Source organism: Mesorhizobium muleiense, from assembly GCF_900099905.1.
Taxonomy (GTDB): Bacteria; Pseudomonadota; Alphaproteobacteria; order Rhizobiales; family Rhizobiaceae; genus Mesorhizobium; species Mesorhizobium muleiense.
This window is the reverse complement of sequence record NZ_FNEE01000011.1, coordinates 89,803-102,977: the sequence shown is the minus strand read 5'-3', so window position 1 is coordinate 102,977 and position 13,175 is coordinate 89,803. Positions and strand designations below refer to the sequence as shown.

Annotated in this window: 10 protein-coding genes and 2 pseudogenes; 7 read left to right on the top strand and 5 right to left on the bottom strand. The window is 61.3% G+C overall.

Annotated features, from left to right (window positions below; translation table 11 throughout):
- Positions 1–3 precede the first annotated feature (3 nt).
- The 3 genes from BLT09_RS19660 to BLT09_RS19650 form a co-directional block, all read right to left on the bottom strand.
- Positions 4–1,545, bottom strand: a complete 1,542-nt coding sequence (locus BLT09_RS19660; RefSeq protein WP_029354892.1) for an L-aspartate oxidase — start codon at positions 1,543–1,545, stop codon at positions 4–6.
- On the bottom strand, positions 1,542–2,516 hold the full coding sequence (gene nadA, locus BLT09_RS19655; RefSeq protein WP_029354894.1) for a quinolinate synthase NadA: 975 nt from the start codon (positions 2,514–2,516) through the stop codon (positions 1,542–1,544). The genes BLT09_RS19660 and nadA overlap by 4 nt, the downstream gene beginning before the upstream one ends.
- Before the next feature lie 62 nt (positions 2,517–2,578).
- Positions 2,579–3,541 carry an NUDIX hydrolase gene (locus BLT09_RS19650; RefSeq protein WP_091595813.1) on the bottom strand — a complete coding sequence of 321 codons (963 nt, stop codon included), beginning with the start codon at positions 3,539–3,541 and terminating at the stop codon, positions 2,579–2,581.
- A gap of 172 nt (positions 3,542–3,713) precedes the next feature.
- Here BLT09_RS19650 and panB point away from each other — a divergent pair.
- The 4 genes and pseudogenes from panB to BLT09_RS19630 all read left to right on the top strand — a co-directional run bounded on the left by panB (position 3,714) and on the right by BLT09_RS19630 (position 6,998).
- Positions 3,714–4,549, top strand: a pseudogene (panB, locus tag BLT09_RS19645) (3-methyl-2-oxobutanoate hydroxymethyltransferase).
- Positions 4,546–5,454: a pantoate--beta-alanine ligase gene (gene panC / locus BLT09_RS19640; protein ID WP_091595811.1), complete on the top strand. Its 909-nt coding sequence runs from the start codon at positions 4,546–4,548 to the stop codon at positions 5,452–5,454. The pseudogene panB and the gene panC overlap by 4 nt, the downstream one beginning before the upstream one ends.
- Before the next feature lie 99 nt (positions 5,455–5,553).
- Positions 5,554–6,273, top strand: coding sequence for a LuxR family transcriptional regulator (locus BLT09_RS19635; protein ID WP_029354898.1), 720 nt, complete (start codon positions 5,554–5,556; stop codon positions 6,271–6,273).
- A gap of 92 nt (positions 6,274–6,365) precedes the next feature.
- Positions 6,366–6,998: an acyl-homoserine-lactone synthase gene (locus BLT09_RS19630; RefSeq protein ID WP_029354900.1), complete on the top strand. Its 633-nt coding sequence runs from the start codon at positions 6,366–6,368 to the stop codon at positions 6,996–6,998.
- A gap of 364 nt (positions 6,999–7,362) precedes the next feature.
- Here the strand turns inward: BLT09_RS19630 and BLT09_RS34980 are convergent, their stop codons facing one another.
- Positions 7,363–7,611, bottom strand: a complete 249-nt coding sequence (locus tag BLT09_RS34980) for a DUF6074 family protein (protein ID WP_029354901.1) — start codon at positions 7,609–7,611, stop codon at positions 7,363–7,365.
- A 534-nt stretch (positions 7,612–8,145) separates the two neighbouring features.
- Between BLT09_RS34980 and BLT09_RS19620 the strand changes: the two genes are divergently transcribed.
- A complete protein-coding gene (locus tag BLT09_RS19620) occupies positions 8,146–8,850 on the top strand; it encodes a Crp/Fnr family transcriptional regulator (protein ID WP_029354903.1) in 705 nt (234 codons plus the stop codon).
- Positions 8,851–9,338: 488 nt separating this feature from the next.
- Here BLT09_RS19620 and BLT09_RS19610 read toward each other — a convergent pair whose 3' ends face one another.
- On the bottom strand, positions 9,339–9,728 hold the full coding sequence (locus BLT09_RS19610) for a hypothetical protein (RefSeq protein WP_029354905.1): 390 nt from the start codon (positions 9,726–9,728) through the stop codon (positions 9,339–9,341).
- 707 nt (positions 9,729–10,435) lie between these two features.
- Between BLT09_RS19610 and BLT09_RS34975 the strand changes: the two are divergent.
- Together BLT09_RS34975 and BLT09_RS34965 are read left to right on the top strand one after the other, a co-directional pair.
- Positions 10,436–11,410, top strand: a pseudogene (locus tag BLT09_RS34975) (cation:dicarboxylate symporter family transporter); the annotation flags it as partial.
- A gap of 1,217 nt (positions 11,411–12,627) precedes the next feature.
- On the top strand, positions 12,628–12,822 hold the full coding sequence (locus BLT09_RS34965; RefSeq protein WP_051695369.1) for a thioredoxin domain-containing protein: 195 nt from the start codon (positions 12,628–12,630) through the stop codon (positions 12,820–12,822).
- Positions 12,823–13,175 lie beyond the last annotated feature (353 nt).

Sequence of the window (13,175 nt, the reverse complement as noted above, 5' to 3'; positions counted from 1 at the left end):
ACATCAGGTGCTCCGTATGGTAGCCCGGCAATCGAGTGCGGCCGCGGCCCGCATTGCGCTGTGCAGTGTCAGCCGTGATGGGCGCGCGTCGGCATCGTGGAGCGGGAAATCGGACCGACAGTGCGCGCCTCGACTCTCTTCCCGCCCCAGGGCCGCCACGGCGATCATCAGTGAGACCAAAGCCGGACCAGAGGCAGCGACATTGTCAGCTGCGATCGGCAGCAGGGTCGCCACCGCTTCGCGCATTGCCTCGCCGTCGCGGATGATACCCAGGGCGGCGGAGACAATTGGGCGGACCGCGGAAGCGTCTGGTCGTGGAGGGACGAATGTGGAGCATCTGCGCGGTCGCCGGGTATACGACGTGCCGGCAACGCTTTCGGCAACCCAGCTCGCGGTGACCGCCGCTTCGGTGAGCGAGTTGCTGGCCAGGCGGTTGGCGCCGTGCAGGCCGGTACAGGCGACCTCACCGCAGGCCCACAATCCCTCGATGGAGCTGCGGCCGGCGCTGTCTACGGCGACGCCGCCCATGTGATAATGTGCCGCCGGGCGCACCGGGATCGGGTCGGTCGCGGGGTCGACCCCTGCGCTCCGGCACAATTCGGCGATGCCTGGAAAACGCTTGCCAAATCTCGGGCCGAGACTTTGCCGTGCATCCAGGAATACGCGGCGTCCAACGGCAAGCTGGTGCCAAATGGCGCGCGCTACGACGTCGCGAGGCGCAAGTTCACCGCCAGGTGTGTCAGCGAGGAAGCGCTCTCCTCGCTCATCGATGAGCACCGCGCCTTCGCCACGCACGGCTTCGCTCACCAGCGGCATCGGCCGGCGCGGACCGTCGAGCGCAGTTGGATGGAACTGTATGAATTCCAAGTCGGCGAGTTCCGCCCCCGCCCATGCGGCGAGCGCCAGCCCGTGACCCCATGAGCCAGCGGGGTTTGTCGTGTCGCAAAACAGCCCGCCGACGCCGCCGGTCGCCAGCACCGCGCGACGCGTGGGCAGAGCGAGCGCGCCGGCTCGTCCTGCGGCGACCACGGCGATGACCGACCCGTCCTGCACGACCAGCCGGCGGACCTCCACATTTTCGATAGTGGTGATCGAGGCTGTACGCCGAACCGCGGCGATGAGCACGCGCACCAACTCGCGACCGGTGGCGTCGCCGGCTGCATGCACAATCCGCCGTCGCGAGTGTGCCGCCTCGAGCCCAAGTCGCAACGCGCGGTCAGGGTGCTGGTCGAAGGCGACGCCGAACCTTTGGATCGTCCTAATCGCTTCGGGTGCAGCTCGGACCACTCGCCGCACCGTGGCCTCGTCGCAGAGTCCGTCGCCGGCAGCTATCGTGTCGCAAAGGTGAAAATCCGGGCCGTCGTCGCCGCCGAGACTTGCCGCAAGACCGCCCTGGGCAAGCTCACTGCAGGCTCCGGTTCCAAGCGGCGCGTTGGTCAAAAGCACGACCGGTTCCGGCGCCAGATGAAGCGCCGTCATCAGGCCGGCAATGCCGCCACCGATGACGACCGGCGCCCCGGCGATGTCGCGAACCTCCAGGCTCATAGGGAAAGCATGCGCTCGACCGCGCGGCGGGCGGGGCCGGCAATTTCGGGATCAATCCGGACCTCATGCCGGTTCTGCTCGAGCGCGGCGCGAATGTTGGCCAGGTTGATGCGCTTCATGTGCGGGCACAGGTTGCATGGGCGAACGAACTCGACGTCGGGATGCGCGACCGCGACGTTGTCGCTCATCGAACATTCGGTCAGAAGGACGACACGCGTCGGTTTCTCCCGCTCGACATAATCCGACATCGCTGCGGTCGAGCCGGAGAACTCCGCCTCCGCGACAACGTCTGGTGGGCATTCTGGATGGGCCAGCACGATGACGCCTGGATGGGCATCGCGCAGTTCCCGAATGTCTGCTGCGGTGAAGCGCTCATGCACCTCGCAATGGCCTTTCCAGGCGATGATCTCGACGTCTGTATCGGCTGCCACGTTCCTCGCCAGATATTCGTCCGGCAGCATCAGCACACGCGCCACGCCAAGCGATTCCACCACCGCCTTCGCGTTGCCGGACGTGCAGCAGATGTCGGACTCCGCTTTTACGGCGGCCGAAGTGTTGACGTAAGTAACAACGGGGACCCCCGGATACCGCAGCCGCATTAGCCGCACGTCGTCTGCCGTGATCGATTCGGCCAGCGAGCAGCCGGCGCTGAGATCCGGGATGAGCACGGTCTTGTTCGGATTGAGCAGTTTTGCCGTCTCGGCCATGAAATGAACGCCGGCAACCACGATGATGTCGGCGTCGACCGTCACCGCCTTGTGGGCCAACGCCAGGCTGTCGCCGACGATGTCTGCCACGCAATGAAAAATTTCGGGCGTCTGGTAATTGTGCGCCAGCACCACCGCATTGCGCTCACGCTTCAGCGCTAAGATGGCTTCAATATCGCCGGCGAACGCGAGCCATTCAACGGGAGGGATCACCCGCCGGACACGCTCATACAGGGACGCAGCCATAGGTAACGCCCCAGCCATTGGCGCCTCGATTATATTCGGTTTGACAATAAGGGAATATGTCTACCTTGACTATAAGTATGTCAAGCCCGCGCCAGCGGTAATTTTGTCCCGGCGATAGCCCTGTCGTCGAGAACGGCATGGCGGAAGCGATAAAGCTTCGCCGGTCGGCCGCCCGTGTCGAGGGAGGTCTCCCCAGTCTCCTCAACAAGATCCTGCTGCTCGACCAGTCTCCGGAAGTTGGGCTTGTTGATGAGCCTGCCAGCCAGAGCTTCCACGGTTCGCTGCAGTTGCAGCAGCGTGAAGGAAGGCCGCATAAGCTCGAACACGACCGGCCGGTATTTGATCTTCGAACGCAGCCGCGCAATCCCGGTTGCCAGAATACGACGGTGGTCAGCGACCATTGGTTTGCCAGCCGCGGCCGCAATCGCGTCCCTGCCGCCACCGGCCTCTTCAATCAGAGCAGCTTCATAGAGCAACTCGTAGCGTTGGAGCGTGAGTTCCTCGTTCCAATGGCGGTCGTCGAAGCCGAAGGCTATCGCAGCGCGCTGCCGGCGCTCGCGTTGAGTGGTCGGCTCGCTGGCGCCGCCGGCCCACTCAATCAGGCGGGGCCGCAATCTATCGAGCAGCACAGGCGGCGTGCCGAAGCGGTGGTCCTCCCAGGGAAAATATTCGTACCAACTTTGCCAGCCGCACGCGGCCGAGTTCGTTGCCTGTTCCTTCCTGGTCAATGCGAGATAGCTGATTGAGATGACGCGCTGGTGGCGCTCAGTGCCGATGCGATCGCGATCGGCGAAGGTGTAGAGTTGCTCGATGTATCCCAGTGCATGGCCGGTCTGCTGCTCCACCCACCCCCTCAAACCCGACTGCAGCGATCGATGCTCAAGCGCAAAAGGTCCAGAAGGGAGGGTGTCCGCATGACCGACGGTGAGGACACAGGGCTCACTGTCGTTTACGGCGACCACGACGGCAGTCAGGTCCACTTTGGCTTCGTCAGCTTTGACGGCGGCTTTGCCTTTCTTGGTTCTTCTTGTCTGAGGATCCATGTTTGCGAAAGTGGGTTGGCCCAACGGAGCGCCTTAATCGATTGAATGTAACCTTGGCAGCCAGCACGTCAACACCGTACTACTCAAGCACTGTTTTTAGCTCTTCGCAGTCGCACAAAAATATGCCAAACGCGACACCCGCTGTTGGTAACGTAAGGGAAGGGGGCGTCGGTTGAGCGCGGCTGGTGAGATAAAAGGGATTAACCCTCCAGATATTCGATTGCGAAAAGGCCAAACGCCACTTGTATGCTTGACGGCCTACACCACGCCGGTCGCGAGGCTACTCGATCGCCACTGCGACATCGTTCTTGTCGGCGACAGCGTCGGCATGGTGGGCACGGCCTGTCGTCGACGCTGGGCGTCACGCTCGACATGATGATCATGCACGGACAGGCCGTTCGCCGCGGCCTTGAACACGCGCTGATGGTCGTCGACCTGCCCTTCGGTTCCTACGAGGAAAGCCCAGAGCACGCTTTCGGCAACGCTGCGCGCGTGATGGGTGAGACCGGTTGTTCAGCGGTGAAGCTCGAGGGCGGCGAGACCATCGCGGAAACCATCCGCTTCCTTACCGCGCGCGGCGTACCTGTCATGGCCCATGTGGGGCTGACGCCGCAGGCGGTAAACACGTTCGGAGGCTATCGTGTGCAGGGCCGGGGAGCCGATGCAGAGCGGATCAGGCGCGACGCCAGGGCGGTAACCGAGGCGGGCGCCTTCTCCTTGGTGCTCGAAAAGATACCGGAGCAGCTTGCACGGCAGATAACCGCCGATATCGACATACCCACCATCGGCATCGGTGCCTCGCCAGCTTGCGACGGCCAGATTCTGGTGAGCGACGATATGCTCGGGCTCTTCACCTCATTTCGGCCGAAGTTCGTCAAACGCTATGCCGAGCTCGGTGAGCAGGCTGAGGCGGCAATCGCCGCTTACGCCACCGATGTGCGGAACCGGCACTTTCCGGCGGTCGAACATCTCTATGTCAACGCCTTGAAGGCCGGAGACTTCACATGAGCGTGCCGATCGCTCGAACTGTGAGCGAGCTGCGCGCCGTCGTTGCGCAATGGCGTCGCTCGGGTGCCACGATCGGTATTGTGCCGACCATGGGAGCCTTGCACGACGGGCATCTGAGCCTTGTGCGGAAGGCGCTTGAAAGGGCCGAGCGGGTGATCGTGACGCTGTTCGTAAACCCCAAGCAGTTCAACAGCCCCGCCGACCTGATTGCCTATCCTCGGACGGAAAGCGAAGATGCTGCCAAGCTCGCGCCGCTGGGCACGCATCTGCTCTATGTGCCGGACGCAGAGGAAATGTACCCGGCGGGCTTCGCCACGGTCGTTTCAGTGTCCGGCATCAGCGAATGCCTGTGCGGCGCATTCCGGCCCGGCCATTTCAATGGCGTGGCGACGGTCGTGGCCAAGCTCTTCCTGCAGGCCGGCGCTGACTTCGCCTTTTTTGGCGAAAAGGATTTTCAGCAACTTCAGCTTGTCAGGCGCTTGGTCCGGGACCTCGACATTCCGATCACTATTGTGCCCTGTCCGACAGTCCGCGAAGCCGATGGTCTTGCGCTATCGTCGCGTAACGTGCGGCTCTCCCCAGCCCAACGCGCCATTGCCCCAAAACTAGCATCGGTCCTGCTCGATACGGCCGAGCGGCTTGCACGCGGCTCTCCCATCCTGCCTACGCTTGATGAAGCGCGTGCAACAATTCTGGCTGCCGGCTATCGCGAGCTCGAATACCTGGAGCTTCGCGGAGAAACAGACCTGCAATCGTTAGCAAGCCTTGACCGACCGGCACGCTTGCTTGCTGCGGCTTGGCTTGGCGACACGCGGCTCATCGATAACGTCGCAATATCACCCATCGGTAGTTGGTCAGGTGCGCGGAGCTCTCTCCAATCGGAAGCAGCACAGCAATTGCGGTGATGACGGCGGCGCGTCGTACGCCCTGCAGGGACAGGCCATCATTTAGAACCACGTCTCCGCCCGGCTTCCAGCAACCTCCGCGAGGTAGGCAAAGCGCAGATGCATCGCGTATTTGAAACCTTGGTCGAGCAACTCTCTGCAAGCGTCGATGCCGTCGATCTCCATGAGGCAATGGCGTCCGCCGCAGCCGGGTTCGACTTTCCGTTCTTCGCTTATTTCACCTACCCATCCGCTTCCGGCGACACGCCGCGATTGATCTCGAATTATCCATCATCATGGACATCACATTACCTGCAACTGCGCTACCACAGCGTGGATCCCGTGATCCTGCGGGGACTGCGAGGCTGGGATACCTTCGACTGGGGTGTGGACCGCGATCACCGTTATTTGCCGACCTCGCAGCAGGAAGTCCTGGAAAAAGCAGCTGAGTTCGGCATTCGCGGCGGACTGACCATGTCGATGCATGATCATCGCGGCCGGTTCGCCGCACTGACCTTCGCCTCCAACGAGGCGCATCCGCCACTTTTGAGGTCGCTGACGCGCTACGAAAAAGCAATGCAGTTGGTTGCGATCAACGTTCATATCCATGCCCGGCGCAGGCTCGCCGAAGATTGCGTGGTAGATGGCATAACGCTCACCCCGCGGGAGTTCGAGTGCCTGAAATGGGCGGCGTGCGGCAAGTCGGCCTGGGATATCAGCCAGATTCTCGGTGTCTCGAAACGCACCGTGACCTTCCATCAGGAAAACGCCAAGGCGAAGCTTGGCGTGCGAACCATCAACCAGGCCATAGTGCGGATGGCTGCTCGGGCGAGATCCTGATCCTCTCCAAGGCTAGCTGTAAAGGTCTACAGGCTGCATTCATGACGGCTTTGCCCTTCGATTGCGTGGACACATCCCGCACGGAGACGACAATGATGCAGCTGATAACACCCGACTGCTACGCCGAGTTCGCGAGCGAACTCAGGGAAATGCACGGGCTTAGGTATCGGGTTTTCAAGAAGCGGCTCGATTGGGAAGTGCAGACCGAAGGCGAAATGGAAACGGACCCGTTTGACAGCCTGAACCCCGTCTACCTACTTCTCAAGGGGTCCGATTGGCGAACTTGCGGCTGCGTCCGCCTTTTGCCGACCACCGGACCGACTATGTTGCGCGATACGTTTCCGGCGCTGCTGGATGAGATGGTGGTCCCTGCGAGTGCCGATATCTGGGAGAGTAGTCGTTTCGCGCTCGATCTCCCTGCGACAGCGCCGAAGGCTGCTGGCGGCCTGGCACAAGCAACCTACGAGCTCTTCGCGGGCATCATCGAATTCGGCTTGGCCAACAATCTCTCCGGGATCGTAACGGTGACAGATACGCGCATCGAAAGGATCCTTCGTCTCGCGACCTGGCCGTTGTCACGTATCGGACAGCCCCAGCAGGTCGGCAACACCGAGGCAGTCGCCGGCTTCCTCGAGATTTCCTACGCCAGTCTCTTGCGCATCCGCTGGAGGGGACGCCTGAACGGGCCGGTGTTGTGGCAACCAGTTCTCGTCCAATCGGCATAGCGCCTGCGGATGGTCAGCCGTGACCTGGGTTAAGTCTGCTCACGGCCGCCACCGCCCGCCGTCAAGCTGAGCGGACCCGGCCCCACGAGCATTCGACTGTTCCGGTCGATCGACTCGCGCGGCCGGACTTCGGATTTCCGTAGGCGCAACCCGCAGTCCAGCGTGAGCACGCCAAAGTGGCGCCCGTCCGCTTGGAAAGAAGCCAATGTGGCTTCTGAGATCGCCTTGGAATATTGGACCGGCCGCCGTGAGCGATCCCAACCTCAAACCTTTGCCGGTATGCCGGTTTGGCCGGACCGTCGGCCAGTCGGAGCAGTCCCCCGATAAGGACCCGAGCTGACGCGCGATCCAACAGCGCCCAAGCCTATGCTATGTGCATTACCGTTCGGTTGGCCATATCGTCCAAGACCGCATGAAGAAGCCTTCCAACCTCCTGCGCAGCGAACTCTGGCGCAATTCCTACATCGGACAATTGAATGAGCATTTTCTTGGCAGCACAGCGCCAGAACGCACTCGCCGCCTCGCCGTTCTTGGTCTCGAGGGCCTGGGCGATACTTTCGACCAATGTGCGTCGCCGATGCAGCGGAAATACGCAAATGTTTGAGTCATGCATCAATCACCTCACAGTTTCAGTTCCACAAAGAAAACACCGGCGTCTTCAAAAGCGCCGCTTAGCGCGGTGACGGTTCGCGGCGACATGACGAGTTCCACTTCCCCTCGACAAGCCATTGGGCGATGAGCCGCCGGACCGCACATCCGGACCGCACATAAGGTGAACCACCATTGCTGATCCGGCTGCGTTTCCTGTGCCGTTCCGCGACGAGGCGTTCCAGCCCGAATTGACGTCCAATGACTTGATTTCTGAAAGGGCAGGGCGGCACGAATCACCCGACTGTTCCGCCGCTTACATTCCTGCGAGCTTGTGTATGAATGATTAAAGCGTGCCCGAGCCGTTCTTGGTGGCCGCAGAAGGGAATCATGTCATCCGCGCCTATCGTAAGGCCGCGCGACTTCTAGCATGGCTGCACTGCCCCGACAGGGCTTTGCAATCGCGCGTTTCGAAGCCTATGCTTGGCATCGGCCGTCAGTTACTTCGGATGCAGCCGACAGTAAGAGGTACGCGCTCTTGCCCGCATGAGAGAGAGCCTTGCCCGAATCCCTTTTTCGCAACCGGGTGCTGAAATCCCTTTCGCCGGAGGACTTCGCGCTGTTGCGACCATCGCTGCATCGCGTCGAACTGGACATCAAGGCTCAGTTGGAGATCGCGCATCAGCCGATCAGGAATGGATATTTTCCCGAGAGGGGCATCGCCTCGGTGGTCGCCACCATGACCGGCGGACGGCAATGTGAAGTCGGCATTATCGGATATGACGGGATGACAGGAATTGCCCTCATTCTCGGACAGGACAGCTCTTCCAACGAGACCTATATCCAGGTCGCAGGCAATGGCTGGCGCCTGCCGGTTGAAATCATTCGTCCTGCGGTTGCGGAAAGCCCGTCGCTGCGCACGTCAGTGCTGGACTATGCCCACGCGTTCCTTGTCCAGTCGTCCCGGACGGCACTGGTCAATGGCCACTCCAAAATCGAGGAACGGCTGGCCCGCTGGTTGCTGATGATCCATGACCGCTCTGACGGAGACAAGATCTACCTGACGCATGAATTTCTGGCGACCATGCTCGGCGCCCGCCGTCCCGGGGTCACCACGGCCCTGCAAATGCTTGAATATCGAGGACTTGTCCGTGCCAAGCGCGGCGAGGTCACGATTATCGACCGCGTCGGATTGATGGAACTCACGCATGGCGCTTACGGCGAGGAGGAGCAACGTTATTTCGGCCTGGCCACCGCTGCCTGATTGTCCGGTATCGGACATAGGCTTGAAGGCTGCCGAACTCCCGTCCTAGATCGTGTCAGTCAGAGTTTCAGGGAGGCGGGTGAAAAAGCCGCCGAAGCCTATGTTCTGTCCAGAGGCAAGGCCCGGTTCCTCTCCACCGCCCAGGCGATCCGCGCCATTCGAACGCTTATGCCGGCGTGCAAAGCGACCGATCGCGAGTTGAGGAATTGGTGGCGGCGACGTCCATCGTTCACGGTGTGCCCGTCGCCTTCGACGCAAAAACAGCCGAGGGAGTAGAACCACGGCTGCATTCCTAGGAGGGCATGCCGCGCCGTCCAGACTGTCAGATCGGGCATTCGTCAGATGGTTGTCCGCTAACTTAACTGGCAGAGTCTACAGGACGTGTCCAGCATTGCGAACTCACCGATCGCTTGGCGGCCAAAGCTGCCGGCAAGCGATCGCCTCATCCAGCCGTCTGCACCATCTCATCACAGACATCATCGGTGATGCTACCTGCCCAGCATATGTCCAGCATTTCGCAGGGCGGCCAGAAGGAGCCTCGCATAGCCTGTGACATCGATCTGGGCCTGCATGGACAGGGGCATGCTGGTCCAGTTCTCCAATGGTGCAATGAAAGGTGAGAAGGTGCCATTGACAAGGCAACAGCAGCTAACAAGGCCCTCTCGGTCCAATGCCACCACACCGATCTTGTCGCCTGGATATCCAATGGCTGCGACTCGCTGGACCTCCAGGTCACCGTCAACCCGCACGTCGAAAAGAAGGCTACCACGGCTCCTCGTGGCTATCTCAGCCGCCTTCTCATCAAAGCTTGAAGAGAGCAAGCGGACGCTTTCCACCGCCATCTGGAAAATCACCAAATCCAGTTCATTCACGGCCATATGGGCAATTGCGCGCAATGGGTGGTGATTGCAATGACACACACTGCTTGTTCACAGATGTCGGTCACGAACGATCATTCGTCGGGTTCCGGTTCCGACCAACGGTGTGGCCACCTGATCGTGCTGCGGTTCGAACATTCCTAACGCGAGCCGAGCGCTGTTGATGAGGATGGAGTCTAGGTCTCGGGCCCTGCCTCGCGGCTTGCTCATCCTTGGCAGACCCCTTGCAACGCCGCCGCGATGGCGCAAACGCCAGATGACGCTGATCCATCGCTTAATCGTGAACTGAGCTTCTGAACACCCTTGGTGGGACAGCAGGGTGGAAGGGCTTGACCAACGCTGCCGCCGTTTTCGAAGAGGGCCCGTCCTCGATTGAATCTTTGGAGCCCCGTGCGGCGCGCAGGAAAATGTTGACCATCTGGACGCAGGTCCCAGACCCCAAGGCAAACAGGGAACCTTCCAGCCAGCCAAGCTGCGCCGAAGCAAAGAGCGACCTTTGGAATTCCCAAGAACGGACCCTTCCATAGTTGACTGGCAACCGCAGCGCGAGTGCGGGAGAGCGAACAAGCACTGCGTGAGAGGTCCTGCGCGTTTTCCCCTCTTTGCTATTTGGCACATCGCTTGCGCCGAAGTGGGCGCAGCGTTCGACCGGAGCACTGCATGGGAGAAGGAGGAGCCCCACCCCGATCCGGTCAAGGAGAGAAACGGTGTTGGTTCCACAAGTCCCCATAGCGAACGCAGCGGCCCGCAAGCGCCATTTTGCCCGGGCCTACGTGCAGATGCTTGCCGCCATAATCCTGGGTGCTGCAATCGGCTATTTCCATTTGGAGACCGGCCAGAGCCTGAAGCCGCTCGGCGATGCCTTCGTCGATGTCGTCAAGATAATCACCGTACCTGTCATCTTCCTGGCAATAGCGACCGGCATTGCCGGCATGAGCGATCTGCAGAAGGTCGGCCGAGTTGCCGCCAAGGCGATGGTTTATTTCCTCACCTTCTCGACACTTGCACTCGTTGTCGGACTGATTGTCGCGAATATCGTTCAGCCTGGCGCCGGCCTCAACATCGATCCGGCCTCGCTCGATGTCCAAGCCGTTAAGGGCTATGTGGCCACGGCTCACGAGCAGTCCGTGACCAGCTTCCTGATGAACATCATCCCGTCAACGATTGCCAGTGCCTTCGCGGAAGGCGACATCCTGCAAGTCTTGTTCTTCTCGGTCCTGTTCGGCGCGGTCTGCCGCTACAACGGCCGCTCGATCTTCTCTCTCGTCCGATACATCAAGGACGAGCTGCTGCTCGCAACGTCCTCCTCGGAGGCCGCGCTGCCCTCGCTCATGGAGAAGATGGAAAAGGCCGGCGCCACGCATTCGGTCGTGGGTCTCATTCCATTCAATCTGGACGGCACGAATATGATGCTCGCCGCCCTCTTCATCGCCCAGACGACGAAAACTGATCTGCCGATCGGCTGCCGGATCCTCATGCTGTTCGTCGCATTGTTCCCTTCGAACGGAACAACCCGCATTACCGGTGCAGGCCTCGTCACAATGGCTGCAACGCTCTTTCTTGTTCCGGCCGCACCGGTCACCTCCGTGGGTCTTATTCTTGGCGTCGATCAGCTTATGTCCGAATGCCACGCGCTGACGATATTTCTCCGCAGCGTAGCGGCAACGCTGGCTGTCGCCCGGTCTGGGGCGAGCGGGATAAACGACGATTCGGGGAGCGCCTCACTAGCGGACCGTTCAGCGCTCTGGCGGTGGACGGTCAAGTCGCCCGGCGTGGTGAACGCAGTTCCCCGCGCGAACGACGCTCAGCTATTGGGGTGGGCCCGATGGCGCAAAGCCGTATTTGAGAAACCGCCAGATCGCACCCGCACCTGTGCGCCTGTAGCAACTGCGGGGCACGATCAAAAGCGACCCATTTTACACCGAAAAGGCGGGCCGTTGCTGCCACGCCGTCCATGGATTGGAGCCTCATGTCTAAGACAACGGCCACCACTCTCGCGGTTCTCCTTTTTCTCCTCGCCGTGCTGCTTTCCGTGCTGGCGAGCCATAATAGCGCGCACCCGCCGCGGGAAAGGCCGCCCCCGCCCATGCAGTCGTGCCAATGGACAGTCAAAAGTGGAGCGGCGCACTCGTCAACGACCCCGCTTCGCCAAATCGCCGGCAACCCGGAAGGTCCGGGGACCCTTCAGCGCTCTGCCGGGCGGACGGTCAGTCGCCCGGCGTGGTGAATGGCGGTCGCGGTTGCCCGGCCCGCGCGAACGACGCTCAGCTGGGTGGGGTGGGCCCGATGGCGCAAGGCCATCTTTCCAGAAACCGCCAGAGCGCACCGGCATCTATAGCTGTGCGCCCTCGCGACTGCGCCCTGTGGCAAGTGCGGGGCTCGATCAAAAGCATTTTACACCAAAAGGCGGGCCGTTGCTGCCACGCCGTCCATGGATTGGAGACTCATGTCTAAGCCGACTGCCATCACTGTCGCAGCTCTTCTTTTACTCCTCGCCGTGCTGGCGAGCCAATATAGCGCGAACCTGCACCGGCAGGCGTGGTCGATCGACAGGCAAAAGTGGAGCGGCGCATTCGACAACGACCCCCTTCGCCAATCGCCGGCAACCCGCAAGGCGATGCCGTTCTGGTCATATTCAATGACTACCACAACTGTCCGCATTGCAGACTGGCAGATCTCAACTACCAAAAAGCCTTCAAGAATGATCCCAATCTGAAGCTTGTGATCAGACGGTTCCCGGTCCTGGGACCGGATTCCCAATCGCACTCGCCTCGAGAAAACAGGGAAAGTTCGACGAATTCCACCGCGCCCTTATGACTTCCCCCAGTTGGATCATTGAAAGGATCACTCTCAAGATCGCAGCGCGTGTGGGCCTTGACGTGGAGCAGCTCAAGCGGGAATGCAAGATCCGGCCATCGCAGATGAACTTGCGCGCGTCCGCGCACTCGCGAAAGGTCTGCACATCGACCGTACGCCCGCGTTGGTGGTCGGCGATATAGTGATCGCCCACCTGGTCGACATGGCCAGCTTGCAACGCTTGCTCGCCGATGCGCGCTCAAAGCGTGCAGGCTCTCGTGCGGGGCAGCATCTGTAGATCGGCCACGCTGTTGTTGCCGGAGCGTGCCGTTTGTGGCAGCTGGCTTTGCTGTTGCTCCTCGGCATCTTGTTGCGGTCATCCAGCTGCCGTGGGCGCCAACAACAATCCTGAGCGCCCGCGCCTGAAGGCGCTGGCCGGGTGCTCGTGAACCGAGCCCGCTTATCTTCGCCATGCTCAGGCGGTCTTGGCCCTGCGGCTTCGCCCCCTGGCGCGGGGCAGCCTTCGGCTGCTGACGGTCGCCGGCCTGTCGGCCGGCGTCGTTTTTATCGTGGCCTTCCCCGGTGGCGCAGGGCGGGCAGCACTCCCTTCTAGGTCCGCCGCGGCGTCCCGCAACCCTTCGCTTTCGCTTC